This window comes from Rhodococcus sp. ZPP, assembly GCF_017656075.1.
Lineage (GTDB): Bacteria > Actinomycetota > Actinomycetes > Mycobacteriales > Mycobacteriaceae > Rhodococcus_F > Rhodococcus_F oxybenzonivorans.
Genome location: NZ_CP058638.1, coordinates 382,173 through 408,178 on the forward strand (window position 1 = coordinate 382,173; position 26,006 = coordinate 408,178).

Sequence of the window (26,006 nt, forward strand, 5' to 3'; positions counted from 1 at the left end):
GCGTCCCTCGCGCTACCTGCTGTCCCGTGCTGACACCCCACGACGCTGCCCGAGTGCGTCGTCCCGTCGCCGAGTACCGAGCGCCCGGCTGGTGGCGGTGCGCACCTCCGCGAGGAGCCGCGGCTGATCGGCGACCGCCTTGTCGTACACCAAGGCCCCGATCAGAACTCCGTCGTGAATGAGAGTGGTCGCCTCCCGGGGATCGTTTCTCCGCGGAAGGACCTGGTGTCGTCCCTGGGCATCCACATATCCGTCGTGGGCGCGGGAGTACCACCACACCACCAGGCTGGGGTCGCGGAGTGCCTCACGCAGTGCGTCGACCACGCCCGCACCGAAGGGGGCGGCGCCGAGATCGATCGACAGGTTGCGCACCGCAGCCCGGGTGACTCGGTATCGCCACAGCCCCACCAACACGGCGAGCGGGATCAGCGCGGTCGACGGATACCGCAGAAGCAGGGTCCACGCCTGTTGTGGACCCTGCACCCAGACCGAGGCGAGCGGGGTCCAGGCGGTGGCGGCGGTACCGAGCAGCGCGGCGAACCACAACGGTGCGACGGCGGCCCGGTATGCCCGCGTACCCGAACGCCACCGCCCGAGGAGAACACCGATCAGCACCAGACCGATCGCCATTCCCCCGACTCCGAAGACGACTTGCATCGCTGCGAAGACCGTCGGGTCGTCCCGTACCAGGAGAAGGTTCAACCCGGGCGGATGGGTGGAATCGACGCGGCGGGTGTCCAGGAATGCCAGCTCACAGACCACGGACACCGCGTAATACGCGTAACACCCGCCTAGGAACCGACGCTCCCACCGGTGGTGCAACCGCCCCCAGGGGAAACTGAACACCAATTGGATCAGCACCGGTATATACATGTTGGTCAAGACCGTGCCGGTGGTGAACAGCACCGGAATCGACGACAGCCGAAGACCTTTCGTCATCCAGAGCAACCCGGCCGCCACCAGCAGGCGTCCCAGAGTGTCGGCCGGCCGGTGCCGGCCCGCGACCAGACCCGCCGCCACGAACACCCCACCGACCGTCAGAAACAACGCCAATTCCGTAGGGCCGAAGGTTGTTCGGCACATCCGCCACTCGACGGACGCCGTCACCGCGACAGCCAGCGCGACCGCCGAGAGGACGGCCACGACCATCATCCGACGGCTCATCGGGTGCCGTCCTTCGGCTGGGCGGCAAGCAATCGGGCGGATCGAGACCTGACACGGCGCACAGGATCGATCGTCGCGCGCAACGGGATCGGTGACCACCACCCCGAAGTGGGTAAATCGCACACCTGGGTGGCCGCTTCCCACCCTGCCGCCGGGTGCGTCGTCGCCGGCTGCCCTGTAAACCTGGACAGGGCTGTTGTAGGTTGCACACGCCGATCCGGCGGAGCACTTCCTGCGATTGTTGAGCGAGCGCGCCGACCGCGTTCCCGGTATCGGCCCCTCGACACACGCAGCGATCCAGCACTACCGCGACCATGGCCGCCCACCCGAGGCGGGCGGAACACGAACGGTGCGGTGATGAGAGCGCTGCCGGTGGGGTGGTTCGTCCCGGTCGACGACACCGACACCGTCGCCGCCCTGGTCGGTGGTCTCCTCGGAGCACAGTCCGCGGACACGGTGCATGCACTCCCCTGGTACGCCGATGTCCTGCTTCCGGACCCCGCGGACATCACGCAACTCGCCGACGGTCTCGCGTCGGCGCGGGTGGCCGCTACCGGTCGTCCGCGGTGACGGCGAGTCCGATGGTGCCCGTCCTGCCTCGCCGAAGCAGGCTGAGCTTCATCGAGATCCACCCGAGAACCCCGTACTTGCGTGCGATGACGTCGCGCGCGTGATCGGTGCCCGCAGCGTCGAGGACCACCGCCCGCCCCGGCACCTCCGGTCCCTTCGGCTTTCCCCGGGCATCGCACACCGCCACCGTGACCTCCTGATTGCGGCGGATTCGTTTCACCTTGTAGGAATCGGTGACCGTCCACATCAGTAGCCGGTCCCCGTCGGGGGCCGCCCACAGTGGCGTCGCCACCGGGGAGCCGTCCTTGCGAAACGTGGTGAGCAGAACATACTTGGCGGCCGACACCCGATCGAATTCTGTGGTCACCCGGCCATGCTAGCCCGCGGGAACGCCGTCTCAGTCGCCCTCGAGTTCACCCTCGGTGTCGAGGTACACCTGACGGAGCCCATCGAGCGTGTCCTTCTCGGGGTGCTCCCACATGTCCCGCTCCGCGGCCTCGAGCAACCGCTCGGCGATTCCGTGCAGCGCCCACGGGTTCGACTTCTCCATGAACTTGCGGTTCTGCTCGTCCAGAACGTACGACTCGGCCAGCTTCTCGTACATCCAGTCGGCGACGACGTTGGTGGTGGCGTCGTACCCGAACAGATAGTCGACGGTGGCGGCCATCTCGAACGCCCCCTTGTACCCGTGCCGGCGCATCGCCTCGAGCCAGCGCGGGTTGACCACCCGGGCGCGGAAGACGCGGGACGTCTCCTCCGACAAGGTGCGGGTGCGCACCGAGTCGGGTCGGGTGCTGTCACCGATGTACGCCTCCGGTGACGTCCCGGTGAGCGCGCGCACCGTCGCGACCATGCCACCGTGATACTGGAAATAGTCGTCGGCATCGGCGATGTCGTGCTCGCGGGTGTCGGTGTTCTTCGCGGCCACGGTGATTCGCCGGTACGCTGCACGCATGTCGTCGGCGGCGGGGGCGCCGTCGAGTCCGCGTCCGTAGGCGAAACCGCCCCAGGTGGTGTACACCTCGGCGAGATCGGCGTCGCCGCGCCAGCTCTTGGAGTCGATCAGCTGCAGTAGTCCGGCGCCGTAGGTTCCGGGTTTCGACCCGAAGATGCGGGTGGTCGCGCGCCGCTCGTCACCGTGGTCCGCCAGATCCGCCTGCGCGTGCGCGCGCACGAAGTTGCTCTCCGCCGGTTCGTCCAGCGCGGCGACGAGCCGGACCGCGTCGTCGAGCAGGGCCAGCACGTGCGGGAACGCGTCACGGAAGAAGCCACTGATCCGCACGGTCACGTCGATGCGCGGGCGGCCCAGCTCCGCGAGGTCGATCACTTCGAGGCTCACCACCCGGCGGCTGGCCTCGTCCCACACCGGCCGCACACCGAGCAGCGCGAACACCTCGGCGATGTCGTCGCCGGACGTACGCATCGCGGAGGTGCCCCACACCGACAGCCCCACCGACCGCGGCCAGTCCCCGTGGTCGGCTCGGTACCGCTCGAGAAGCGAGTCGGCCATCGCCTGCCCGGTTTCCCAGGCAAGCCGCGACGGCACGGCCTTCGGGTCGACGGAGTAGAAGTTGCGGCCCGTCGGAAGCACGTTGATGAGCCCGCGCAGCGGTGAACCGCTCGGCCCGGCGGCGATGAATCCACCGTCCAGGGCGTGCAGAACCTGCGCGATCTCGTTGTCGGTTTCCCGGAGTCGGGGCACCACCTCGGTGGCGGCGAACCGAAGGATCTTCGCGACCGTGGCGTCCTCGGTCAGCGAGTCGGCTGCTTCGGGCCGCCAATCGGCGTCGGCCATGCCCCGCACGAGCGCGTGGGCCTGGGCCTCGACGTCGTCCACGCGGGTGCGCGATTCGTCGCCGTCCTCGCTGAGTCCGAGGGCCTCCCGCAAACCGGGAACATTCTGCTCGCCGCCCCACATCTGCCGGGCACGGAGCATGGCGAGAATCAACTCCGCCTCGGCGTCGCCGCGTGGCGCCTGCCCCAGCACGTGCAGCCCGTCCCGGATCTGGACGTCCTTGATCTCGCACAGCCAGCCGTCGACGTGCAGCAGCATGTCGTCGAACACGTCTTCGTCGGGTCGTTCCTCGAGCCCGAGGTCGTGGTCCATCTTGGCGGCCCGCATCAGCGTCCAGATCTGCTGGCGGATGGCCGGCAGCTTCGACGGGTCGAGGGCGGAGATGTTGGAGTGCTCGTCCAGGAGCTGTTCGAGCCGGGAGATGTCGCCGTAGCTCTCGGCGCGGGCCATCGGTGGAATCAGGTGATCGACCAGGGTGGCGTGCGCACGCCGTTTGGCCTGTGTGCCCTCGCCGGGATCGTTGACCAGGAACGGGTAGATGAGCGGGAGGTCGCCGAGGGCGGCGTCGGTGCCGCACGACGCCGACATGCCGAGGGTCTTGCCGGGCAGCCATTCGAGGTTGCCGTGCTTGCCGAGGTGCACCACCGCGTCGGCGCCGAAACCACCGTCCGCGGTCTGCGCGGCGATCCAGCGGTAGGCGGCGAGGTAGTGGTGGCTCGGCGGCAGGTCCGGGTCGTGGTAGATGGCCACCGGCTTCTCCCCGAAACCGCGGGGCGGCTGCACCATGAGCACCAGGTTGCCGAACTGCATTGCGGCGATGACGATTTCACCGTCGGGGTCCTGGGAGCGGTCGACGTACAATTCGCCCGGTGCCGGGCCCCAGTGTTCCTCGACCCCGTCGCGCAGGTCCGCGGGCAACGCCGAGAACCATTCCCGGTAGCGGGCGGCGGAAATGCGGATCGGATTGCCCTCGAGCTGCTCGGCGGTCAACCAGTCGGGGTCCTGGCCGCCCGCGGCGATCAGGGCGTGGATGAGCGCGTCCCCGTCCTGCGCGGCGAGACCGGGCACCGCGTCCGGGCCGTCGTCCGGGCCGAGGTCGTACCCGGCCGCCCGCATGTCGGTGAGCAGGCGGATCGCGCTCGCGGGGGTGTCGAGACCGACCGCGTTGCCGATCCGCGCGTGCTTGGTGGGATACGCCGACAGCATCAGGGCTATGCGACGTTCGGACGCCGGAATATGGCGCAGGCGGGCGTGCCGGACGGCGATACCGGCCACCCGGGATGCCCGTTCGGCGTCGGGCACATACGTGGACAGCCCGTCCGCGTCGATCTCCTTGAACGAGAACGGCACCGTGATGAGGCGTCCGTCGAACTCGGGCACCGCGACCTGGGTGGCGACGTCGAGCGGGGAGAGTCCGTCGTCGTTGGACTCCCACGACTCCCGGCTGCTCGTCAGGCACAGCCCCTGCAGGATCGGCACGTCCAACGCGGCGAGCGCGGCGACATCCCACGCTTCGTCGTCGCCGCCGGCGGACGCACCGGCGGGCTTGGTGCCGCCTGCGGCGAGCACGGTAACCACCATGGCGTCGGCGCGGCGCAGCGTCTGCAGCAGCTCGGGCTCGGCGGTGCGCAGCGACGCGCAGTAGATCGGCAGCGGGTTGCCCCCGGCAGCATCGATCGCGGCGCACAGCGCCTCGATGTAGCGGGTGTTCCCCGCCAGGTGCTGGGCTCGGTAATAGAGCACGGCGATGGTGGGGCGCTGCGCTTCGGGCTCGACGGCGAACGGGGCCAGACCCCAGCTCGGCAGATGCACGGGCGCCTCGAAACCGTGACCGGTGAGCAGGACCGTGTCGGACAGGAAGTGGTGCAGTTGGGCGAGGTTGTCGGCTCCGCCCTCGGCCAGATAGTTGTGCGCCTCCGCGGCGACGCCGGCGGTCACCGTCGAGCACTCCATCAACTCGGCGTCGGGAGCGTGCTCACCGCCCAGGACCACCACCGGCAGGCCACTGGCCAGCACCGCGTCGAGCCCGTCCTCCCACGCCCGGCGGCCACCGAGAATCCGGACCACGACGAGGTCTACGCCCGCGAGCAGTCCCGGCAGGTCCTCCTCGACCAGCAACCGTGCCGGGTTGGCCCAGCGGTAGTCCGCTTTGCTGGCACGTGCGCTGAGCAGGTCGGTGTCGGAGGTGGAGAGCAGCAGGATCACAGGTGGAGCCTTCCTGGGGTGTCGCGCCCCGTGGCGGTGGTTGCCGAAAACCGGGTCGGTTTCGGAACCGTGGGTCAACAGGACGGCAGGTGAGGGTCTGGCTCGCCCACCGGGTTCGGCGAGCTCACAGTGGCGCGACCGCACCGGAATTGCACCGGCTTCCTCTCCTGCTGCCGCAAGTGCTCGTGATGCTACCGGGCGGCCGACGTAACCTGGGACCATGGTCGCCCCTCGTTCCCGCCCCGACGCCTGCCCGGGGGCGCTGCAGGTCCATCAGGCCGCCGACGGTCCGCTCGCCCGCGTGCGGTTGCCCGGTGGTGTTCTCACGCCCGCGCAGCTGCAGGTGCTCGCGGAGTCGGCCCGCGACCTCGGGAACGGGGAGATCGGACTGACCTCCCGCGGCAACGTGCAGCTTCGCGCCGTCGGCGATCCCCCGGAGTTCGCGAGGAGGCTCGCAGACACCGGCCTGCTGCCCTCGCACACCCACGAACGGGTACGCAACATCCTCGCCTCGCCGTTGACGGGTCGCATCGGTGGCGTCGCCGACCTGCGGGACGTGGTCGACGAACTCGACCGGAGTTTGTGCGCCGACACCGCGCTGGCCGACCTCCCCGGCCGTGTCCTCTTCACCCTCGACGACGGCCGCGGTGACGTGTCCGCGCTCGGCGGCGATTTCGGTATACACGCGGTGAGCGAGACCGAGGTGGCGTTGGTGCTGGCCGGCCGCGACAGCGGGGCCCGGATTTCCGCGACCGAGTCGGTGCACGTGCTGCTCGACGCGGCCCGCACCTTCCTCGGCCTGCGCGACGGGCAGTGGCGGCTGTCCGAGATCGACGACGGCGTCGAACGGACCCTTACCGCCCTAGCCCTTGCGCCCACCGCACAACCGGTGACCGGGTTCGCCGAGCACCGGCCCCCGATCGGGTGGCTGGATCAGCCGGACGGCACCGTCACGCTCGGCGGCGGCCTCGCGTTCGGGGTCCTCGACTCGAGGATGGCGGAGTTCCTCGCCGCGGTGGATAAACCAGTGATCGTCACCCCGTGGAGGTCGGTGCTGCTGTGCGATCTCGACGAGTGGTCCGCCGAGCAGGTGGTCCGTGTCCTCGCACCGATGGGCCTGATCTTCGACGAGAACTCCCCCTGGTTGAACGTCACTGCCTGCACGGGCAGGCCGGGCTGTGACAAGGCGCTCGCCGACGTGCGCACCGACGCCCGCGACGCCGTTCTCGGGGGCGAGCTCCCCGTCGCCGGGAGGCAACACTGGTCGGGTTGCGACCGCTGTTGCGGGCGTCCCAAGGGTGAGGTGACCGATGTCGTTGCGACCGCAACCGGTTACCGGGTGGACCACCGCTGACAGCACTGCCTCTATCGTGAGGCCATGATCGAGTACATCCGAGACGGCGCAGAGATCTACCGCCAGTCCTTCGCCACGATTCGCGCCGAAGCAGATCTCAGCGCCTTCCCCGCGGACGTCTCGCAGGCCGTGGTCCGCATGATCCATGCGAGCGGCCAGGTCGATCTGGTGGACGACGTCGCATTCACCCCTGGTGTCGTCAAAGCCGCGCGGGAGGCTCTCGCAAATGGCGCCCCGATCTTCTGCGATGCGCAGATGGTGGCGGCCGGCGTCACCCGCAAGCGACTGCCCGCGGACAACGAAGTGGTGTGCACGCTCCGCGACCCCCGGGTCCCTGTCCTGGCCACGCAGATCGGGAATACCCGGTCGGCCGCCGCGCTGGAGTTGTGGGGCAGCAAACTCGAGGGTGCCGTCGTCGCGATCGGGAACGCCCCGACCGCCCTCTTCTACCTGCTCCACATGATCGAGTCGGGCGCGCCGCGGCCCGCTGCCGTGATCGGAGGTCCCGTCGGTTTCATCGGCGCGGCCGAATCGAAAGAGGCACTGATCGAGCATCCCAGCGGCCTCGACTACCTGGTGGTGCGCGGCAGGCGGGGTGGCAGTGCCATCACTGCGGCCGCCCTGAACGCGATTGCGAGTGAAGTGGAATGAGCGCCGAGACGAGTGCGCACGGCAAACTGTGGGGAGTCGGAATCGGTCCGGGCGATCCCGAACTGATGACGGTCAAGGCGGCGCGGGTCATCGCCGAGGCCGACGTGGTGGCGTTCCACAGCGCCCGGCACGGCAAAAGTATCTCCCGCGGCGTCGCGGCCCCGTACATGCGTGAGGACCAGATCGAGGAGCACCTCGTCTACCCCGTCACCACCGAGACGATCGATCATCCCGGCGGCTATCAGGGGGCGATGGACGAGTTCTACGAGGACGCGTCGGGGCGGCTCGCCGCGCATCTCGAGGCCGGTCGTTCGGTCGCGCTGCTGGCCGCGGGTGATCCGCTGTTCTACAGCTCGTACATGCACATGCACAAAAGGTTGGCGCAGCGGTTCGACGCCGAGGTGATTCCCGGTGTGACTGCCGTGAGCGCCGCCTCGGCCGCCCTGGCCATGCCGCTGGTCGAGGGTGAGGAAGTGCTCACCGTCCTGCCCGGAACGTTGCCGCAGGCGGAGCTGACCCGACGCCTCCGCGAGACCGACGCCGCAGCGATCCTCAAGCTCGGCCGCACCTATCCGGCGGTCCGCCAGGCGCTGAAAGATTCCGGCCGCATCGACGAGGCCTGGTATGTCGAACGGGCCAGCACCGACCGGGAACGGATCGCCTCCGCAGACGAAGTTTCCGACAGCGACGTGCCCTACTTCTCGATCGCCGTGATCCCGAGCCCGTCCACCAGCCGCGGGGACACCACAGCACCCACCGGCGAACTCGTCGTCGTCGGACTGGGCCCGGGCGATCAGGCCTGGACCACCCCCGAGGTGCAGTACGAGTTGTCCCTCGCCACCGATGTGGTCGGCTACGGTCCGTACATCGACAGGGTGCCCGAACGGCCCGGTCAACGCCGACATGCCAGCGACAACCGCGTCGAGGCCGAACGCGCGGCGATGGCGCTCGACCTGGCCAAGAACGGTGCCCGGGTGGCCGTGGTGTCCTCCGGTGACCCGGGGGTGTTCGCCATGGCCGCGGCCGTGCTCGAGGTGGCTGCCGAGGACCAGTGGCGTGACGTTCCCGTCCGCGTGCTCCCCGGCATGACCGCCGCCAACGCGGTGGCGAGCCGTGTCGGTGCTCCCCTCGGCCACGACTACGCCGTCCTGTCCCTGTCGGACCGGCTGAAGCCGTGGGACATTGTCGCGCAACGCATTTCCGCCGTCGCCAGCGCCGACATGGCGTTCGCCGTCTACAACCCGGCGTCGAAGTCACGTACCTGGCAGGTGGCCGCGATGCGCGACCTCGTGCTCGAGCACCGCTCCCCCGACACCCCCGTGATCATCGGACGCGATGTGGCCGGCGTGCAGGAATCGGTTCGGGTGGTCCGCCTCGCCGATCTCGACCCCGCCGAGATCGACATGCGGTGCCTGCTGATCGTCGGCTCCTCGATGACCACCGTCGTCGAGAGCGAACACGGCACCCGGGTCTTCACCCCCCGCCGCTACCCCGGCTGAGCGGACGCAGCACATCGACACCGGGTCTCACTCGATGCGTCCGGACCGAAGTTCGGTCACCGCGATCTGGGCGGCGCGGCCGATCGCCTGATCCACCATGGGCAGAAGGGGATCCGCCCGCGCGGCCCGGGTGAACACGGCCACGGCCACCGGGATCTCGCCCGGGAAGGTGACCACGGCCGCCTCGTTGCGGATCGCCCCGATGGTGCCGGTCTTCCCCGCCACCGTGACGTCGGCATAGGGAAATCCCGAGCGGATTCGGTGTTGCCACACCTGCGCGGCCATCACCTGCCGGATGAACTCGCCCTGCACCGGCGACACCGCCCGGTCCGTCCAGATCGCGTCGAGCAGCGCCGTCATCTCACGCGGGGTGGTGGCACTCGCGTACGAGGGGTCGTAGGCCGACACCGTCCACGCATCGTCGTTGTCGGCGAGCGCGGCGAACGCCTCCGCAGTGGTGTGCGCGTGGGAGTCGATCACCAGTTTCCGATGCGCGTCCGCCGTCCCGCCCACGATGCGGGTCCGCGTCAGACACAGGTCGGTGAGCACCCTGTCGACGGCGTCGAGACCGACTCCGCCGAGAATCAGATCAGCCGCGGCGTTGTCGGAGACGGTCATCATCGACAGCGCGAGATCCCGCCAGCTCATCACCACGGGATCGCGGAACATCGACACCCCGGTCGGCCCCGGCGTGCAGTCCGCCGGGTTGACACGCACCGTCGACGTCGGCGACAGCGTGCCCGCGTCGAAGGCGCGGCAGAGGGCGACCAGCAGCGGCAGTTTGTACACCGACGCGGTGACAACCAGGTCGTCACCGTCGACGGTGACGGCCGGAACGCCGTCATCGGTCGGGCCGACCCGGCGCGCGTGGAGCCAGCCGACGCACCCGGCGTCGGCGAAGACGTCACGGATCCGTTTCTCGGGTGACGAAGTCATCGCCCGCCCTTCAACAGCACCCGGTCCAGTGCGCCTGCGGAGACGGAGACGTCGCTGCCCGACCGCCAGACGATGCGCACGCGCAAGGCCAGGTCGTGGCGGACCAGGTCGAGCCAGGCCACCCCCGGCATGTCCGTCGGCGAAGTCGTGGTCACCCCGAAACAGCCACCGGCCGCCACGTGGGCGAGCACCTCCCGTGGTCCCGGCGCGACGACGACGTCCGGGTCGAGGCCGCGGGCCCGCCACAGGTCGACGAACAGATCGTGCGCCGGTGGGTTGTCCGAGCGTGGGCCGGTCGACAGCGTCAACCCCCGCAACATTCGGACCTGCGGCTGTCGGGCGGTCGCTGCGGGGTGATCGTCCGGAACCACCACCCAGCGCCGGATCTTCAGCACAGGCCCACTGCCGAGCCCGGTGAGCAGCGCGGGATGTTCGATTACCGCCACGTCGAGACTGCCGCTGCGGACCTCTTCCACCAAGTCGGTCGTTGCCGCTGTCCGCGTCATCACCCTCGTCCGGTGGGCTCGGTCCGCGTCGCGGAGGACACGAACGCACCGCACCACGACATCGTCGCCCAGCGCGGGCGTCACACCCCATCGCACCACCGCGTCGCTTCCGACGGCGAGGCGGCGCGCCTCGTCCTCGAACCGGGCGGCATCGTTGACGAGCAGCCGCGCCCGCGGCAACAGGTGCCGTCCCGCCTCCGTCAGCCCGACACCGCGCGCGCTGCGGGAAACGAGTTCGGTGCCGAGTCGCTGTTCGAGCCGCCGAAGTCCCTGCGACAGCGGCGGCTGTGTCATCCCCAACCGGGTTGCGGCGTTTCCGAAGTGACCCTCTTCCGCAACGGCGACAAAGAAACGGAGATGGCGGAGAAGATCCATGCCCACCATTGAACCAGCGGCGAACAACGCGGCGGGTGCGTCCACGAAAAAGGTCCTGTGCGGGCGGGTGCCACGCTGCGGTGATATCGAAGACGACTCGGTGCGGCGGCGTTCACGTCTTTGCGTTCGCGCCCCATCAGGCCGAGATTGTGTGCATGACCCGACCCCGATCTCCTCGCCACGTCTACACCCTCGCGCTCGCACTGCCTCTGCTGCTCGCCGCCTGCACGGACGCCGCGGAATCCGTTCCACCCGCCACGTCGGCACCGGCCGTCGCGTCGGCGGTCTCATCGGCGCAGGCAGCTTTCCTCGACTCACGCATCGCTGAGCTGGAGGCGCGGCACTCGACCCGCATCGGTGTCACGGCAGTCGATCCCACCACCGGGGCCGTGTACCGGCATCGCGGCGCCGAAAGGTTCGCCCTGTGCTCGACGTTCAAGACGTACGCCGCCGCAGAGGTTCTCCGCCGTACGAGTGAAGGCACCTCGTCACTCGACAAGGCGGTTCCCGTCGAAGCCTCTGCTCTGGTGGAGAATTCACCGGTCACCGCGGCGGCAGTGGGCACCTCGATGACGCTGGCGGAGCTCGCCGAAGCGGCCCTCACCCGCAGCGACAACACCGCCGGAAACCTACTGTTGACGGAAATCGGGGGTCCGCAAGCCATCACCTCACTCGCTCGCAGCATCGGTGACGACACCACCCGACTCGACCGCTGGGAGACCGAACTGAACACCGCCCTCCGCGGCGATCCCCGCGACACGTCCACGACCGACGGCCTCGCCGAGGGCTACCGGGCACTGCTCCTCGGCGACGAGCTCGAGCCCACCCACCGACGGCAGTTGCTCGACTGGCTACGCGCGAGCACCACCTCCGACACGCGTATCCGGGCAGGGTTGCCGCCGGGGTGGTCCGCCGCCGACAAGACCGGAACCGGACGATTCGGAACCGCCAACGACGCCGGCGTGGTGTGGGATCGGGAGGGCAACCCCCTCCTGCTCGTCATCCTGACCGACAGTTCGACCAACCAGGAAGCAGCTCAACCGAACAGCGACGCCATTGCCGAGACCACAACGGCGGTCATCGGAGCGCTCGACGCCCCGTGAAGTGCGCGGATCGCCGCAAGATGTCATGGGCACGGGCGAGCTGAGGTCGGTGACCGCCATGGGTGGCGCGACTGCCGTCGGCGCCGAGGCGGTCGATGATCGTCTCGGCCCAGACCACCTCGTCCGCACCCGGGGCCAACGCCGAATTGATCACCGGGACCTGCTCTCTCGACAAGGTCAGCTTGCCCGTCATACCCATGTCGAGAGCAAGCAGGGCATCGGACCGCGTCACCTCGGCGTCGAGCACGAGTGTCGGCCCGTCGACGGGCGCACCGATGCCCGCGGCGCGACTGGCGTTGACCAGCCGTGACCGCGCATACGCAAGCGCCATCGGGCTGCGGCCCGCGCCGATGTCGCGGCAGTAGTCGCCAATCCCGAATGCCAGCCGCACCACCGGCGTAGTGCGGGCGATCTCGTCGGCGGCCACCACCGCGGCGGCCGATTCGATCAGGGCAACCACCGGCACACCGGGAAGTGCCACGGCGGTGGCACGAATCTGTTCGGGCGACTCCGTTTTCGACAACATCACCCCCTGCAGGCCCCTCGACCCCCGGATCGACTCGAGGTCACGCTGCCACTGGTCGGTGGTCGCGTCATTGAGACGTACCCAGCCGCGCTGACCGTCGAGCCAGCCGGCAACGCAGGCACGTCCGTCGTCCTTTGCGGCCGAAGGCAGCCCGTCCTCCAGGTCGACGACGAGGCAGTCGGTTCCGGACTGTGCTGCGGCGGTAATTGTTTCGGAATCGACTGCGGGAACCAGGAACCAGCTGCGGGCCATCAGGGCATCGGCCGACGAGGTCCGGACCATGTCGATACTCATGTCGCTCTACGCTCTGCCATGCTCGACAGTCTGCTGAAGACCGGCACCCGGACACACTCGCCGAAGTGGAGTGTGCCCGGCACACAAAGCTGCCGCTTCGTCAGGTGTGCCGACCCGACTCGTCACGGATCAGATGTCGAAAGCCCAGTTGACCGGATTGAACACCACGCGATACCACACGTCCGCCGCGGAATCGAAGGTGCAGGGGATGATGATGTAACCGGTGGTCTGCTCGAGCGCTGCTGCCTTGTTGCAGAAGTACTCGCCACCTTCACCGGACGTCTCGGCGCGGTAGACGGGCCCGACATGCCAGGGGTCGGCCCCGGCCGTGCCTGCCCCGACGGTGGATCCGAGAACGAGAGGTGCGGCCAGGAGGCCGACGAGTGCTGCGGTTCGCCGAACGGACTTCTTCTGCACGAAAGCTCCTTCACATGGCGGGGACACGACAATTCTGTGCCGTTAGGTCGTTCACCGCAGAACTATCGTTACCATCGCTTCACGACAGCGGTCCCGGATTTCCTGCGCACTCCCCCGCCGATCAGGCATCGTGGTGGTCATGCGCGATTTCCGGTTCTCCTTCAACATCCTCGATGTCGGTTCCCGCGACGCGCTGATCGATCGCTGTCGCCGCAGCGCGGAACTGGGCTACGACGTCGTGCTCGCCGCCGACCATCTCGGCGCACCGGCACCATTTCCGCTGCTGGTGGCCATCGCCGACGCCACCCCGCAGCGGGTCGGCACCCTGGTGCTCAATGCGCCGTTCTGGAACGCGGCCCTCCTCGCGCGGGAGATCGCGACCACCGACGTCCTCACCGACGGCCGGCTCGAGATCGGTCTCGGCGCGGGGCACATGAAGTGGGAGTTCGACGCCGCCGACATCGAGTGGAAACCGTTCGGTGGGCGGGTCGAACAGTTGGCGACCACGGTCGACGAACTCCACACGTTCTTCACCACCGATTTCGACGAACTCCCCAAGGAACGGGACGCACCCCGACCACTCCAGCGGTCGGGCTTCGAAGGGTCGGGACCGCCCCTGCTGATCGGCGGCACAGGTGATCGTGTGCTGCGCATCGCTGCGGCACACGCGGACACCGTCGGGGTGGCGGGCACATTCCAGATTCCCGATAAGCCACCGGGTACGTTCCGGCTCGCCACAGCCGAAGAAACCGACGAACGAATCCGATTCGTGCGCAAACACGCCGGAAATCGGGCGGACGGCATCGAATGGCACCTGCTCGTGCAGATGGTCGTCGAGACAGACGACCGAGAGTCCGCGGCGCAGCGCATCGCCGAACGGATGGCCGGAAGCATGACAGCCGACGCCGTGCTCGATACGCCATACCTGCTGTTGGGAACCGTAGACGAGATGGCCGAACAACTCGCGCGGCACCGCGAAAGGTACGGCTTCTCGTACATCACCGTTCACGACCCCTACATGGAGGCATTCGCGCCCGTCATCGACGCTCTCCGCAAGCGTGGGTGACCCGGACGGTCACCGTCCGGACCACCGCTCACCGCTACGGCGTGGTGATGTATTCCTGAATGGCCTGCTGTGCCCTGGGATTTCCGTTACCGATACCCACGATGGCGCCCGTAATGGCACCGATGGGGGTCCCGATCATGCAACCGGCGAGGCTACCGGGGAACATCGACACACACCCCACCCCGAGACCGATCAGGGCGCCGATCGCCGTCCCCGCCGCTCCGCCGTTGGCCCAGCCGACGCCGAGCTCGTTGAGCATGTTCTCGAGGGCTTTCTGCTTGTCGACCTCGTGCCGGAAGGGAACAACCTGAGCGGGCACGATACCGCTCGGCTCCACCGGATCGGCGTGCGCCGTACCCGCTCCCATGGTCAACGCTCCCGCAACGAGAGCCGACGCTACTGTCTTCTTCACCAAGTTCATCGTGATCCCACCCTGCTGACGAAGGAAAAACCGTCCCGACTCTAACCCGGTGTGATGGGCGCGGGAGGCGAAAATGGGCCCGAAGTATCCGATCCCGAAACGGGCCCGTGGGTCACCCCGCCAACCGTAGGCTGGGGTGTTCGGGCACTTCCGTGCCCCGAGAGGTGGTGGCGATGTCCGTCAAACCGAGTCTGGCTGCGTTGTCCTGCGTAGCCCTGGCAGTGCTTCTTCCCTCCCCTGCGCAGGCCACTCCGTCGTCGGGCGTGACGGCGCAGGTCCTGTTCGAAACCACCGTGCCCGCCATGACCGGTTCCGCGGAGACCGGTGCCACCGACCTCACCCTGCGCCGCATCGAGATCGCACCCGGCGGCACCACGGGGTGGCACTACCACGACGGTCCTGTCTACGCGTTCGTCGAATCAGGGGTGCTCACAAGAACTCTGGACGACTGCACCACAGTGGTGACCGCTGCCGGGCAGGCGATCACCGAGAACTTCGGCAGCGACCACGTGCACATCGGTTCCAATTTCGGGCAGGTTCCACTGGTTCTGCTGGCGTTCTACACCGAACCCGAGGGCAAACCCCTGTCGGAGGACGCGCCCGCCGTCACGTGCTGACGCTGTGCCGGGACCTACCGGTCCGAGCGGATCCAGTCGAGTGCGCCCGCAACGTCGCCGACGATCGCGGCGGCGGAGGGTAACGGTGGGCGGTCGATCATCACCACGGGAAGCCCGAGGTCGCGCGCCGCGTGCAGTTTCGCGGCGGTCTGCTCACCACCGCTGTTCTTGGTGACGAGTACGTCGATGCGGTGCTCCCGCATGAGGTCGATCTCTGCCGGCACGGTGAACGGCCCGCGGGCGAGAAGCAGAATCGAGCGCGCCGGACGGTCGACTTCCGGTGGATCGATCGCGCGCACGAGGAACCACAGTGCACGCAGGTCGGCGAATGCCCCGACACCCTGCCGTCCCACGGTGAGGAAGATGCGCGCTCCGAGCCCGGGAAGAAGTGTGGCGGCCGCGGTGAGGTCCGGGACGCGGCGCCAGTCGTCGCCCGGGACGGGTGACCATTGGGGCCGTCGCAGCACGACCAGGGGAATTCTGCAGCGCCGGGCCGCCTCGGCCGCGTTCTCGGTGATGCGTGCGGCGAACGGGTGGGTGGCATCGACGATCGCGTCGACGGGGTTGCCCCGCAACCAGTCCGCGAGGCCGTCCTCCCCACCGAATCCGCCGATCCGGACGTCGCCGGCCGGGATCCGCGGATCCCGAACCCGGCCGGCGAGGGAGGACACGGTGTCGATCGACGGATCATCCGCCAACGCCGCTGCCAGCGACCTCGCCTCCCCGGTACCTCCGAGGATCAGTATCCGCCGCACGGTCAGTGGGTGGTGCGCTCGCGGGCCGCCGAATACAGGTAGCTGTCCGGAAAGCCCTCGGCAGCAAGGACTTTGCCGACGATCACAACAGCCGTCTTCGTGACGCCGGCAGCTTTCACCTGGTCCGCGATGGTGGCGAGGGTGCCGCGCAACACGATCTCGTCGGGTCGGGACGCGAAGGCGACGACGGCGGCCGGGCAGTCGCGACCGTAGTTCTCGGTCAGTTCCAGGGCGATCTGATCGATCCGGTGCGCCCCGAGATGCACCACGAGGGTGGCGCGACTGCGACCCAGCGACCGCAGATCCTCTCCCTCCGGCATGGCGGTGGACAACGTGGACACCCGGGTCAGCACGATCGACTGGGACACGCCGGGCACCGTCAGTTCCCGCCCGAGCGACGCTGCCGCAGCGGTGAACGCGGGAACTCCAGGCACCATGGTGTACGCGACGCCCGCGGCGTCGAGCCTGCGCGCCTGCTCGGCGACCGCACTGAAGATCGACGGATCCCCCGAATGCAGCCGCGCCACATCCTGACCGGCGGCGTCGGCCTCGATCAGCAGGGCGACGATCTCGTCGAGACTCAGGCGGGCCGTGTCGATCACCCGTGCGCCGTCGGGGCATTCGGCGAGCAACTCTCGGGGAACGAGACTTCCCGCGTAAAGGCACACGGGGCTGGCCGCGATGATGCGCTGCGCCCGCACGGTGACGAGATCGGCCGCTCCCGGACCGGCCCCGATGAAGTAGACCGTCATGCTGAATCACCTTTCGCCTGCTTCGTCACCGACCATTGCGCGACCGGCAATTGTGGACGCCAGGCGGTGAATCCGCCGAGCGGTTGGCCGCGATACACCTGGAACTTGCGAAGCTGCCCGCCGTGCACGGAGAACCACCGCAGCAGCAGCGCCTCCGATTCCGCCGTCACTGCGTTGGCCACCAATCGGCCGCCGTCACGGAGCCGGGACCAGCACCCGTCGAGAACACCGTCCTCGGTGAGGCCGCCACCGACGAAAATGGCGTCCGGCACAAGTCCCTCCTGTTCCCGCACGTCACCGAACGCCGCGGGCGCGGCACCGTGGACGGTGAGGGCGGGCACCCCGAGTACTGTTGCATTCGCCTCGATCTGGACGACGCGCGTGGGATCACGCTCGAACGCGACGGCCCGGCACCGGGGATGACTGCGCATCCATTCGATCGCGATCGTGCCCGACCCGCCGCCCACATCCCAGAGGACCTCTCCCGGAGCCGGCGCCAGGGCGCACAGCGTCAGTGCCCGGATCTCGTGCTTGGTCATCTGACCGTCACCCGAGTACGCCGCATCGGCAAGGCCGGGAAGCCTGGTCAGCCGTGGGCTGTCCGGGCTCGCGCGGCACGCCACGGCGATCACGTTCAGCCGGGCCCCGGCGGCGTGGTTCCACATCGACGCCGTCCCGTCGACCCGGGATTCCCCGGGCCCGCCCAGCTCCCCCAGCACAGTGAGGTGCGAGTCGCCGAACCCGTGACCTCGCAGCAGCGCGGCCACCGCGGCCGGGGTGTGTTCGTCGCGGCTGAGCACCAGAATGCGCGCCTGCTCGTGCAGGGCGGGCAACAATGTCTCCGGCCGCCGGTTCACCAGGCTCACCACAGGAGTGTCGTGCGCCGGCCAGCCCAACCGGGCGCAGGCCAGCGTCGCCGAAGACGGATGGCTGACGACGCGCACCCGCTCCGGACCCAGCAGCTCGACCAGTGTCACCCCGATGCCGTGGAACATCGGGTCGCCGCTCGCCAGCACGCACACCTTCCGGCCGGCATGAGCGTCCAACAGACCACCGAGCGCCGGCACCAGCGGCGACGGCCATGCAACCCGCAGCGCAGGAGATTCGGGGATCAGCGCGAGTTGCCTACTCGAGCCCATCAGCACATCGGCTTCCCGGATCTCCCGTTGCCCGCGCGGAGACAGCCCGTCCCAGCCGTCCGCGCCGATACCCACCACGGCGACGACATCACTCATCGCGGCATCCGGCGCCAGAGTGCCTGCGGCACCAGCCGCAGAACGAAGAACACCGGGCGCAGCCGTCCCGGCACCCACACCCGGGCCGACCCCCGGCGCAGTCCGCGGACCACAGCGTCCGCGACCTGCCCAGGCGTACTCGACATCGGTGCCGCGGACATCCCCTCCGTCATCCGTCCGACGACGAAACCCGGCCGGACCAGCATGAGGGACACCCCGCTGCCGTGGAGGGCGTCCCCGAGTCCGGAGGCGAATCCGTCGAGCCCGGCCTTCGCGGACCCGTACACGTAGTTGGCCCGCCGTACCCGCACTCCGGCGACGGACGAGAACACCACCAGGCGTCCCGACCCCTGGGCGCGGAGCAGGGTGGCCAGATGAGTCAGCACACTGATCTGTGCGACGTAATCGGTGTGCACCACCGCCACGGCGTGTCGTGCGTCCCGCTCGGCGCGCGCCTGATCGCCCAGAATGCCGAACGCGAGGATCGCCACCGCCACCGGGCCGTACGCGGTCACGACGGACCGGAGAAGTCCCTCGTGGCCGCCGAGGTCGTCGGCATCGAATTCCACGCACTCCACGGCCGACGCACCGGCGTCGAGCAACGCTTGCCGTTCGGCGGCGAGGTCGCCGCTTCGGCGCGCCGCCAGGACGATCGTGCGGCCGGGCGCCAGCCGGGTCGCGATCTCGAGACCGATCTCGCTGCGCCCGCCCAGCAGGAGTACCGCCCCGTCGTCCGCATGCTGTCGGCTGTTCCTCTTCGATCCCACGCTCACCGGTCCAGTGTCCTGGATTACCGTCGGGTCATGGACCGCACCCCCCAGGCACCGATTCGCCTCACCGATTCAGCTCTCACCTTCCTCGGTGAGTATCACCTCGGTACCCTCACCACACTGCGCAAGAACGGCACCCCCCATGTGGTGGCCGTCGGCTTCACCTGGGATCAGGAGCACGGCATCGCACGGGTGATCACCAACGGTTCGTCCCAGAAGGCGCTCAACGCCGACCGTGGCGGGTACGCCGCGGTGAGCCAGGTGGACGGCCCGCGGTGGATGACCCTCGAGGGGCCGTCCCGGGTGCTCACCGACCCGCAGGCGGTGGCGGATGCGGTCGCACGGTACGCGGCCCGCTACCGGCAGCCGCGCGAGAATCCGACCCGGGTGGTCGTCGAGATCGCGGTCAGCCGCGTGCTCGGTTCCGCTTCGCTGCGCGGCCACTGAACCGCAGTTTCCACGGCACCAGCGCCGACTCCATCTGCACACCCAGGCTCATCTTCGACACACCATCGGTGCGCTCCTCGAAACGGATGGGCACCTCGGCGATGCGCATGCCGCGCTGCACGGTCCGGTAGTTCATCTCGACCTGGAAGGCGTAGCCGTTGCTCTGCACCCCATGAACGTCGATCGCCCGCAGAGTGTCGGCGTGCCAGGCCTTGAACCCGGCGGTGGCATCCTTCACCCGCAGCCGCAGAATCGCGTTGACGTAGAAATTGGCCCACGCCGACAGAGCCTTACGATGCCAGGGCCAGTCGCTGGCAACCGCACCGCCGGCCACGTAACGAGAACCGAGCACCACCGCGGCATCCGTCTGCGTCAGTGCCTCGACCATGCGCGGAATCGCCTCGGCGGGGTGCGACAGGTCGGCGTCCATCTGAATGACGATGTCGGCGCCCTCGTCGAGCGCCCGTGTCATCCCGGCCACGTAGGCGCGCCCGAGCCCGTCTTTGACGGTGCGGTGCAGGACACCCACCGGGATGGGCGCGTCGATCGCGAGCTTCTCGGCGACGTCGCCGGTACCGTCCGGCGAGTTGTCGTCGACCACGAGCACGTGCATGTTCGCGATCTGCAACGCGTCGAGAAATTCGACGAGCTTGGGCAGGTTGTCGCGTTCGTTGTACGTCGGTACGACGACGGTTACCTTCGGGGCGACGCTCTCCATGACACCTTCGGTTGATCTGTGATCCCGACCCGCCGCCGACGGGCGGCGGCGAGTGCGGTCGCGAACAAAGGGTAGATGTTACTACCCGTGGCGGCAGGCCCTGCCGCACGTCCGATCGGCCGAGCCGGATCAGCCGGATCAGCCGGATCAGCCGGGAAGAATGGTCAACCCGTGCGGCCGGGTGTTGAGGGATTCACAGCCGTCGGCGGTGACGACGACGATGTCCTCGATGCGAGCCCCCCACTGCCCGGGGAAGTAGATTCCCGGTTCCACACTGAACGCCATCCCCTCCGTCAGCTCGATCGCGTTGCCGGACACGATGTACGGCTCCTCGTGTACGGAAAGACCGATGCCGTGACCGGTGCGGTGGACGAAGGCGTCGGCCAAGCCCTCCGCCGCCAGCAGGTCCCGCGCGGCCGCATCGACGGCCTCCGCCGCCACCCCGGGACGAACGAGGTCGACGGCCGCCGCCTGCGCCGCCTCGAGGACGGCCACCCGGGCCGCCACCGCCGGATCCGGTTCGCCCATGCAGTAGGTGCGGGTGGAGTCGGAGTTGTACCCCGGGTCCACGGGGCCGCCGATGTCGATGACCACCACGTCGCCCGATTCGATTACCCGGTCCGACACCTCGTGATGAGGATCGGCGCCGTGCGGGCCCGATCCGACGATCACGAAGGCGGCTTCCGTGTGCCCCTCGTCGAGTATGGCGGCGGTGATGTCCGCGGCGACCTCGGCTTCGGTGCGGCCGACCGTCAAGAACTCGCCCATCCGCGCATGCACCCGGTCGATCGCCCGACCTGCCCGGCGAAGGGCATCGATCTCGGCCTCGTCCTTGACCATCCGCAACTCGCGCAGCACCCCGGTTGCGAGAACAGGCAGCGCGCCGAGCTCCTGGGCGAGGGGCAGCAGATGCAATGCCGGCATGGCGTCGGTGACGGCGGTTCGCGCCGGCGCCGGAAGCACTCCGGCGACCAGGGCATACGGGTCGACCCCGTCGACCCAGTCGAGCACCCTCACGCCGAGTTCGGACGCCGCCGACTCGGTGAGCGATGCCAATTCGAGGCGCGGCACGACCACCGAGGCGGTCTCCCCGTTCGCCGGAATCACCAGGCAGGTTAGCCTTTCGAACGATTCGGCGCGGGAACCGAGCAGATACCGCAGATCGGGGCCGGGTGTGATGAGCAGGCCGTCGAGTCCGGACTCGCGGGCGAGCGCGCCGGCCCGGGCAATCCGGTCGGCGTAACTGGCTGCGGGGAAGCGGGACGTGGACGCTCCGAGTGAACTCATGCGCTCAGGTTAGTGCCGTTTGGCAGTATGTGAGCCATGAGTAAGCCCCTGCTTCTCCTCGACGGTGCCAGCCTGTGGTTTCGCGCCTACTACGCGCTGCCCGATTCCATCACGTCCCCGGACGGCCGACCGGTCAACGCCGTACGCGGATTCACCGACATGATGGCCGCGCTGATCACCACCCACCGGCCTTCCCGGCTCGCCGTGTGCCTCGACCTCGACTGGCGGCCGGCGTTCCGGGTGGCCGCAGTGCCCACTTACAAGGCGCACCGGGTCGCCGAGGAGAGCGATGGGGCGGAGGAAGAGGTGCCCGACACCCTGTCCCCTCAAGTGCCGATGATCCTCGACGTCCTCGCCGCCGCCGGGATCGCAACGGCCGGTGCCGAAGGTCTCGAGGCGGACGACGTGCTCGGCACGCTCGCCGCCACCGAGACCCGCGACCCGACCATCGTGGTCAGCGGAGACCGCGACCTCCTGCAGGTGGTGGCCGACGAACCGGTGCCGGTCCGCGTCCTGTACGTGGTGCGCGGCCTGGCGAAGGCCGAACTTCTGGGTCCGGCGGAGGTGGCCGCCAAATACGGGGTACCGGCGGACCGGGCCGGCGACGCCTACGCCGAACTCGCCCTGCTGCGCGGCGACTCCTCGGACGGGTTGCCCGGGGTGAAGGGCATCGGCGAGAAGACCGCATCGAGCCTGATCATGCAGTACGGATCGCTCGCGAATCTACGGGCCGCCGCACTCGATCCGGAATCGGACATGGCGAAGGGGGCGCGCGCGAAATTCGCTGCGGCAGCGGACTATCTCGACGCCGCCCTGCCGGTGGTACGGGTGGTACGCGACGCCGACGTCGTGTTGTCCCGTGAAGACACGTTGCCCGCCGAACCGGTCGATGCGGACCGGCTCGGCGGACTGGCGGAAGAACTCGGAATCGGCAGTTCCGTTGCCCGCCTCACGGCGGCGATGCAGTCGGTGGCCGCCGCGCAGGTCCCGTAGGGACCGACCGCGGCGGATTACCGGATCTAACTGGGACGGCTGACCTCGTAGGTGCCCTTGTCGTCGGTGAAGGTCAGGGTGACTTGCTTCTTCTCACCATCGACGGTGAGCGTGCACTCGAAGCTGTTGCCCTCCTTCACTTCCTGGTCAGCCGGGCAGGACACGCCGGACACGTTCTCGGCACCGTACGATTCGGTGACGATGCGCTCGACACCCTCCTCGGCGGCCTTCTGGTCGAGGGTGTCGGTGCCGAACACGGTGAACGCGAGGGCCAGTGCCACGCCCACGACCACCAGCAGCGCCACCACACCGCCGATGATCCACGGCACCTTCGACTTGCCGGACGACGCCGGCGGCTGACCCCACTGCTGCTGACCGGGAGCCTGTCCCCACTGCTGAGGTTGCCCGGGCTGCTGACCCCACTGGGGCTGGCCGGGCTGTTGACCCCACTGCTGCTGACCCGGTTGACCGAGCTGGCCGGGTTGCGGCTGTTGACCCCACTGCGGTTGGCCGGGCTGCTGCGGTTGCTGACCCCACTGCGGTTGCCCCGGCTGACCCCCGGGTGCCGGTTGTCCCCACGGCTGGGCAGGTGGTTGCTGACCGTACTGGGGCGACCCGTACTGGCCGCCGGTCTGGTCAGGGTTACCCTGACCCGGGCCCCACTGTCCGTTCGGGTCGTTCGGTCCGTAAGGGCCGCTCATCGTCGCCTCCCGCTCACGTGTCACTTGTCGTCATACCGTAGCGCCCCGCACCCGCATTCGGGTCGTCGGACGGCGTGCGAATCGAACCACACAGTCGCCGGGTCACGCTGCATCCACCGCGACGACACCACGACGGATCGCGGACACCGCCCGGCCTGCCGCCCTGCTCACCCCGGGGTCCGGCGACGTCGAGCGGACCTGCTCGAGCAGATCGATCACCTGTCGGCACCAGCGGACGAAGTCACCCGCCGACAGAGCACGCCCCTGATCGCCGGCGGCGATCAACGCGTCGACCAACGAATTCTCGCTCGCCCATTGGAAAATGGCCGAGGCGAACCCCAAGTCGGGTTCACGCGTCGGCGGCAGTTTGAACCGGATCTCCTCGGCCCGCAGATCCCGCCACACCCGCACCGTCTCGTCGAGCGCGTACCGCAACGCCCCGGGGCCACCCTGTTCGATGGTGTCGCCTTCGCGCCGCGATTCGAAGACGACGGACGAGACGACAGCGGCGAGCTCGGCGGGACCCAGCCCCTTCCACACGCCCTGGCGCAGGCACTCGGCGACGAGAAGGTCACTCTCCGAATAGATTCGGCTCAGTCGGGCGCCGTCCTCGGTGGCCTCCGGATGCTCACCCGCAGTGACATACCCACGTTCGGTCAGCAGCGCCAGGATGCGATCGAAGGTGCGGGCCAACGAGTTGGTCGTGGCGGCCACCTTCTGCCGCATGGTCTCGGTCTCGCGGGCCAGCCGGTTGTACCGATCACCGATCCGGCTCAACTGTTCACGGTCGGGCCAGGAGTGGCAGGGATGCTGACGGATCGCCCGCCGCAGCCGCGCGATCTCCGCGTCGTCGGCGGCGCCCGCCTTCTTCTTCTTGCGGCGTCCCGGCACGACAATGCCGGTGCTGCGCAACGCCGAAGCCAGATCGCGGCGAACCCGGGCGGTGTGATGGTCGACTCGGCGAGGCATCCGCATCGAGCCCAGCGACCGCGCGGGCTCGGGGAAGTCGCCGGCCGACACCCGGCCCGCCCACTTCCCTTCCGTCAGGATCAGCGGCTTCGGATCGGTCGGGTCCCTGTCTGGTTCCAGGACGACGGCCAGACCTGAATGCCTGCCCACCGGAATGGCGATCACGTCACCGCGCCGCAACGAGGTGAGGGACTCGACGGCGGCGTCGCGGCGCTCGCTGCGGCCCTGTCGCTCGAGAGCCCGCTCTCGGCTGCTCAGTTCTTCCCGCAGCCGCGCGTATTCGAAGTACTCGCCGTCTTCGCCGCCGAGCCGCTCCCGCAGGGTGGCCATCGCCGCCTCGTTGCGCTCGATACCCCGCGTCAGCCCGACCACGGAACGGTCGGCCTGGAACTGAGCGAACGACCTCTCCAACAGGGCCCGCGATTCCGGAGCACCCATCCGGTCGATCAGGTTGATCGTCATGTTGTAGCCGGGACGGAACGAACTGCGTAGCGGGAAGGTACGGGTGGAGGCCAGGCCCGCGACGTCCACCGGCTCCACCCCGGGCTGCCACAACACCACCGCGTGCCCCTCGACGTCGATGCCGCGGCGACCGGCGCGGCCGGTGAGCTGGGTGTACTCCCCCGGCGTCAATTCGGCGTGCGCTTCGCCGTTGTACTTCACGAGCCGTTCCAGGACCACCGTGCGGGCGGGCATGTTGATGCCGAGCGCCAATGTCTCCGTGGCGAAAACCGCGCGGACCAGACCTTTGACGAACAACTCCTCGACGGTCTGACGGAACGCGGGCAGCATACCGGCGTGGTGTGCGGCGAGTCCCCGCTCGAGCGCCTTCCGCCACTCCCAGTAGCCGAGCACTTCGAGATCCGCCTTCGGTAGGTCACCGGTGTGGGCGTCGATGATCGTGCGGATCTCGGCTACCTGCTCGGCACTCGTCAGGTCGAGCCGCGACCGCAGGCATTGCGCCAGGGCGGCGTCGCAGCCGGCCCTGCTGAAGATGAAAGTGATGGCCGGGAGCAGTCCCTCGTCGTCGAGGCGGGCAATGACCTCCGGACGCGGCAGCGGGCGGAAGTCGCTCGGCACCCCACCTCGGCCTCCTCGCCGCCCACGTTCACGCGACTCCCAAGGGTCGACCCGCTCGAGTGCCTGCCGCTGTTTGACGTGCCGGACCAGGTCCTGGTCGACCACCAGGTCGCGGAGGCCGTCCGTGGTGCGGGCCCGGGTGTCGAAGAGGTCGAACAGTCGACGGCCGACCATGATGTGCTGCCACAGCGGGATCGGGCGGGTTTCGTCGACGACCACGGTGGTATCGCCCCGGACGGTTTCCATCCAGGCACCGAATTCCTCGGCGTTGCTGACCGTCGCCGACAGGCTGACCAGCCGCACGTCCTCGGACAGGTGCAGGATCACCTCTTCCCACACGGCGCCGCGGAACCGATCCGCCAAAAAGTGCACTTCGTCCATCACCACATGGGACAGACCGCGCAACGCCGGCGAATCGGCGTACAGCATGTTGCGCAGGACCTCGGTGGTCATCACCACCACGGGGGCGTCGGAGTTGATGCTCGAATCGCCGGTCAGCAAACCCACCGAATTCTTGCCGTACCTGCGCACCAACTCGGCGTACTTCTGGTTGCTCAGCGCCTTGATGGGCGTGGTGTAGAAGCATTTGCGCCCCGACGCGAGGGCCAGGTGCACGGCGAACTCACCGACCACCGTCTTGCCTGCACCGGTCGGTGCGCACACGAGGACACCGTGCCCGGCCTCGAGCGCGCGGCAAGCATTGATCTGGAAGGGATCGAGGACGAAACCGAGCAGCGCCGAGAACACGTCGAGCTCGGTGCCGCCGGTTGCCTCACCTGTTGTTACAGCCACCCCGTCAG

The 26,006-nt window shown here is 68.8% G+C and carries 25 protein-coding genes and 1 riboswitch; of the genes, 9 read left to right on the forward strand and 16 right to left on the reverse strand.

Features of this window, described 5'->3' with window-relative positions:
- Positions 1–12: 12 nt before the first annotated feature.
- Complete coding sequence (locus HYG77_RS01735) at positions 13–1,164, reverse strand: hypothetical protein (RefSeq protein ID WP_208961701.1); 1,152 nt, start codon at positions 1,162–1,164, stop codon at positions 13–15.
- Between the two features lie 357 nt (positions 1,165–1,521).
- On the opposite strand from HYG77_RS01735, the gene HYG77_RS01740 reads away from it, so the two are divergent.
- The gene (locus HYG77_RS01740) at positions 1,522–1,734 is read left to right on the forward strand and encodes a hypothetical protein (RefSeq protein ID WP_208961702.1); all 213 of its coding nucleotides are present in this window, start codon (positions 1,522–1,524) and stop codon (positions 1,732–1,734) included.
- Here the strand turns inward: HYG77_RS01740 and HYG77_RS01745 are convergent.
- Together HYG77_RS01745 and cobN are read right to left on the reverse strand one after the other, a co-directional pair.
- A complete protein-coding gene (locus HYG77_RS01745; protein ID WP_109329614.1) occupies positions 1,715–2,101 on the reverse strand; it encodes a PPOX class F420-dependent oxidoreductase in 387 nt (128 codons plus the stop codon). The two genes, HYG77_RS01740 and HYG77_RS01745, sit on opposite strands and share 20 nt — an antisense overlap.
- Before the next feature lie 30 nt (positions 2,102–2,131).
- Entirely contained in the window at positions 2,132–5,734 is a 3,603-nt protein-coding gene (gene cobN, locus HYG77_RS01750; protein ID WP_208961703.1) for a cobaltochelatase subunit CobN, read from the reverse strand.
- Positions 5,735–5,804: 70 nt separating this feature from the next.
- Positions 5,805–5,948: riboswitch (cobalamin riboswitch) on the reverse strand.
- Positions 5,949–5,954: 6 nt separating this feature from the next.
- Here cobN and cobG point away from each other — a divergent pair.
- The 3 genes from cobG to HYG77_RS01765 are packed head-to-tail and all read left to right on the forward strand — an operon-like array spanning position 5,955 to position 9,238.
- The gene (gene cobG, locus HYG77_RS01755) at positions 5,955–7,088 is read left to right on the forward strand and encodes a precorrin-3B synthase (RefSeq protein WP_109329611.1); all 1,134 of its coding nucleotides are present in this window, start codon (positions 5,955–5,957) and stop codon (positions 7,086–7,088) included.
- A gap of 24 nt (positions 7,089–7,112) precedes the next feature.
- Positions 7,113–7,739 carry a precorrin-8X methylmutase gene (locus tag HYG77_RS01760; protein WP_109329609.1) on the forward strand — a complete coding sequence of 209 codons (627 nt, stop codon included), beginning with the start codon at positions 7,113–7,115 and terminating at the stop codon, positions 7,737–7,739.
- Positions 7,736–9,238 carry a precorrin-2 C(20)-methyltransferase gene (locus HYG77_RS01765; protein WP_208961704.1) on the forward strand — a complete coding sequence of 501 codons (1,503 nt, stop codon included), beginning with the start codon at positions 7,736–7,738 and terminating at the stop codon, positions 9,236–9,238. Before HYG77_RS01760 ends, HYG77_RS01765 begins: the two co-directional genes overlap by 4 nt.
- A gap of 27 nt (positions 9,239–9,265) precedes the next feature.
- Here HYG77_RS01765 and HYG77_RS01770 read toward each other — a convergent pair whose 3' ends face one another.
- Together HYG77_RS01770 and HYG77_RS01775 are read right to left on the reverse strand one after the other, a co-directional pair.
- On the reverse strand, positions 9,266–10,174 hold the full coding sequence (locus HYG77_RS01770; RefSeq protein WP_109329605.1) for a serine hydrolase: 909 nt from the start codon (positions 10,172–10,174) through the stop codon (positions 9,266–9,268).
- The gene (locus tag HYG77_RS01775; protein ID WP_208963250.1) at positions 10,171–11,064 is read right to left on the reverse strand and encodes a LysR family transcriptional regulator; all 894 of its coding nucleotides are present in this window, start codon (positions 11,062–11,064) and stop codon (positions 10,171–10,173) included. Before HYG77_RS01775 ends, HYG77_RS01770 begins: the two co-directional genes overlap by 4 nt.
- 146 nt (positions 11,065–11,210) lie before the next feature.
- On the opposite strand from HYG77_RS01775, the gene bla reads away from it, so the two are divergent.
- Entirely contained in the window at positions 11,211–12,158 is a 948-nt protein-coding gene (gene bla, locus HYG77_RS01780; protein WP_109335070.1) for a class A beta-lactamase, read from the forward strand.
- On the opposite strand, the gene HYG77_RS01785 is transcribed toward bla, so the two are convergent.
- Positions 12,133–12,978 carry an aldolase/citrate lyase family protein gene (locus HYG77_RS01785; protein WP_109329603.1) on the reverse strand — a complete coding sequence of 282 codons (846 nt, stop codon included), beginning with the start codon at positions 12,976–12,978 and terminating at the stop codon, positions 12,133–12,135. The genes bla and HYG77_RS01785 overlap by 26 nt on opposite strands.
- Before the next feature lie 129 nt (positions 12,979–13,107).
- Positions 13,108–13,395: a hypothetical protein gene (locus HYG77_RS01790; protein WP_109329601.1), complete on the reverse strand. Its 288-nt coding sequence runs from the start codon at positions 13,393–13,395 to the stop codon at positions 13,108–13,110.
- Positions 13,396–13,534: 139 nt separating this feature from the next.
- On the opposite strand from HYG77_RS01790, the gene HYG77_RS01795 reads away from it, so the two are divergent.
- Complete coding sequence (locus tag HYG77_RS01795; protein WP_208961705.1) at positions 13,535–14,461, forward strand: LLM class F420-dependent oxidoreductase; 927 nt, start codon at positions 13,535–13,537, stop codon at positions 14,459–14,461.
- Between the two features lie 34 nt (positions 14,462–14,495).
- On the opposite strand, the gene HYG77_RS01800 is transcribed toward HYG77_RS01795, so the two are convergent.
- Positions 14,496–14,882 carry a hypothetical protein gene (locus HYG77_RS01800; RefSeq protein WP_109329599.1) on the reverse strand — a complete coding sequence of 129 codons (387 nt, stop codon included), beginning with the start codon at positions 14,880–14,882 and terminating at the stop codon, positions 14,496–14,498.
- Between the two features lie 173 nt (positions 14,883–15,055).
- On the opposite strand from HYG77_RS01800, the gene HYG77_RS01805 reads away from it, so the two are divergent.
- Entirely contained in the window at positions 15,056–15,499 is a 444-nt protein-coding gene (locus HYG77_RS01805) for a cupin domain-containing protein (RefSeq protein WP_109335068.1), read from the forward strand.
- A gap of 14 nt (positions 15,500–15,513) precedes the next feature.
- On the opposite strand, the gene HYG77_RS01810 is transcribed toward HYG77_RS01805, so the two are convergent.
- The 4 genes from HYG77_RS01810 to HYG77_RS01825 are packed head-to-tail and all read right to left on the reverse strand — an operon-like array spanning position 15,514 to position 19,014.
- The gene (locus HYG77_RS01810) at positions 15,514–16,254 is read right to left on the reverse strand and encodes a cobalt-precorrin-6A reductase (RefSeq protein ID WP_208961706.1); all 741 of its coding nucleotides are present in this window, start codon (positions 16,252–16,254) and stop codon (positions 15,514–15,516) included.
- 2 nt (positions 16,255–16,256) lie between these two features.
- Positions 16,257–17,006 carry a precorrin-4 C(11)-methyltransferase gene (gene cobM / locus HYG77_RS01815; RefSeq protein WP_109329595.1) on the reverse strand — a complete coding sequence of 250 codons (750 nt, stop codon included), beginning with the start codon at positions 17,004–17,006 and terminating at the stop codon, positions 16,257–16,259.
- Positions 17,003–18,241, reverse strand: a complete 1,239-nt coding sequence (gene cbiE, locus HYG77_RS01820; RefSeq protein WP_208961707.1) for a precorrin-6y C5,15-methyltransferase (decarboxylating) subunit CbiE — start codon at positions 18,239–18,241, stop codon at positions 17,003–17,005. The genes cobM and cbiE overlap by 4 nt, the downstream gene beginning before the upstream one ends.
- Positions 18,238–19,014 carry an SDR family NAD(P)-dependent oxidoreductase gene (locus tag HYG77_RS01825; RefSeq protein ID WP_208961708.1) on the reverse strand — a complete coding sequence of 259 codons (777 nt, stop codon included), beginning with the start codon at positions 19,012–19,014 and terminating at the stop codon, positions 18,238–18,240. Before HYG77_RS01825 ends, cbiE begins: the two co-directional genes overlap by 4 nt.
- A 30-nt stretch (positions 19,015–19,044) precedes the next feature.
- On the opposite strand from HYG77_RS01825, the gene HYG77_RS01830 reads away from it, so the two are divergent.
- Complete coding sequence (locus tag HYG77_RS01830; protein WP_109329589.1) at positions 19,045–19,458, forward strand: TIGR03618 family F420-dependent PPOX class oxidoreductase; 414 nt, start codon at positions 19,045–19,047, stop codon at positions 19,456–19,458.
- Here the strand turns inward: HYG77_RS01830 and HYG77_RS01835 are convergent.
- On the reverse strand, positions 19,418–20,176 hold the full coding sequence (locus tag HYG77_RS01835) for a polyprenol monophosphomannose synthase (protein ID WP_109329587.1): 759 nt from the start codon (positions 20,174–20,176) through the stop codon (positions 19,418–19,420). The two genes, HYG77_RS01830 and HYG77_RS01835, sit on opposite strands and share 41 nt — an antisense overlap.
- A gap of 147 nt (positions 20,177–20,323) precedes the next feature.
- Complete coding sequence (locus tag HYG77_RS01840) at positions 20,324–21,463, reverse strand: Xaa-Pro peptidase family protein (protein WP_208961709.1); 1,140 nt, start codon at positions 21,461–21,463, stop codon at positions 20,324–20,326.
- A gap of 36 nt (positions 21,464–21,499) precedes the next feature.
- Between HYG77_RS01840 and HYG77_RS01845 the strand changes: the two genes are divergently transcribed.
- Positions 21,500–22,456: a 5'-3' exonuclease gene (locus HYG77_RS01845; protein ID WP_109329583.1), complete on the forward strand. Its 957-nt coding sequence runs from the start codon at positions 21,500–21,502 to the stop codon at positions 22,454–22,456.
- A gap of 26 nt (positions 22,457–22,482) precedes the next feature.
- Here HYG77_RS01845 and HYG77_RS01850 read toward each other — a convergent pair whose 3' ends face one another.
- Complete coding sequence (locus HYG77_RS01850) at positions 22,483–23,157, reverse strand: DUF4333 domain-containing protein (RefSeq protein ID WP_208961710.1); 675 nt, start codon at positions 23,155–23,157, stop codon at positions 22,483–22,485.
- A gap of 102 nt (positions 23,158–23,259) precedes the next feature.
- Entirely contained in the window at positions 23,260–25,998 is a 2,739-nt protein-coding gene (locus HYG77_RS01855; protein WP_208961711.1) for a DEAD/DEAH box helicase, read from the reverse strand.
- Between the last annotated feature and the right edge of the window lie 8 nt (positions 25,999–26,006).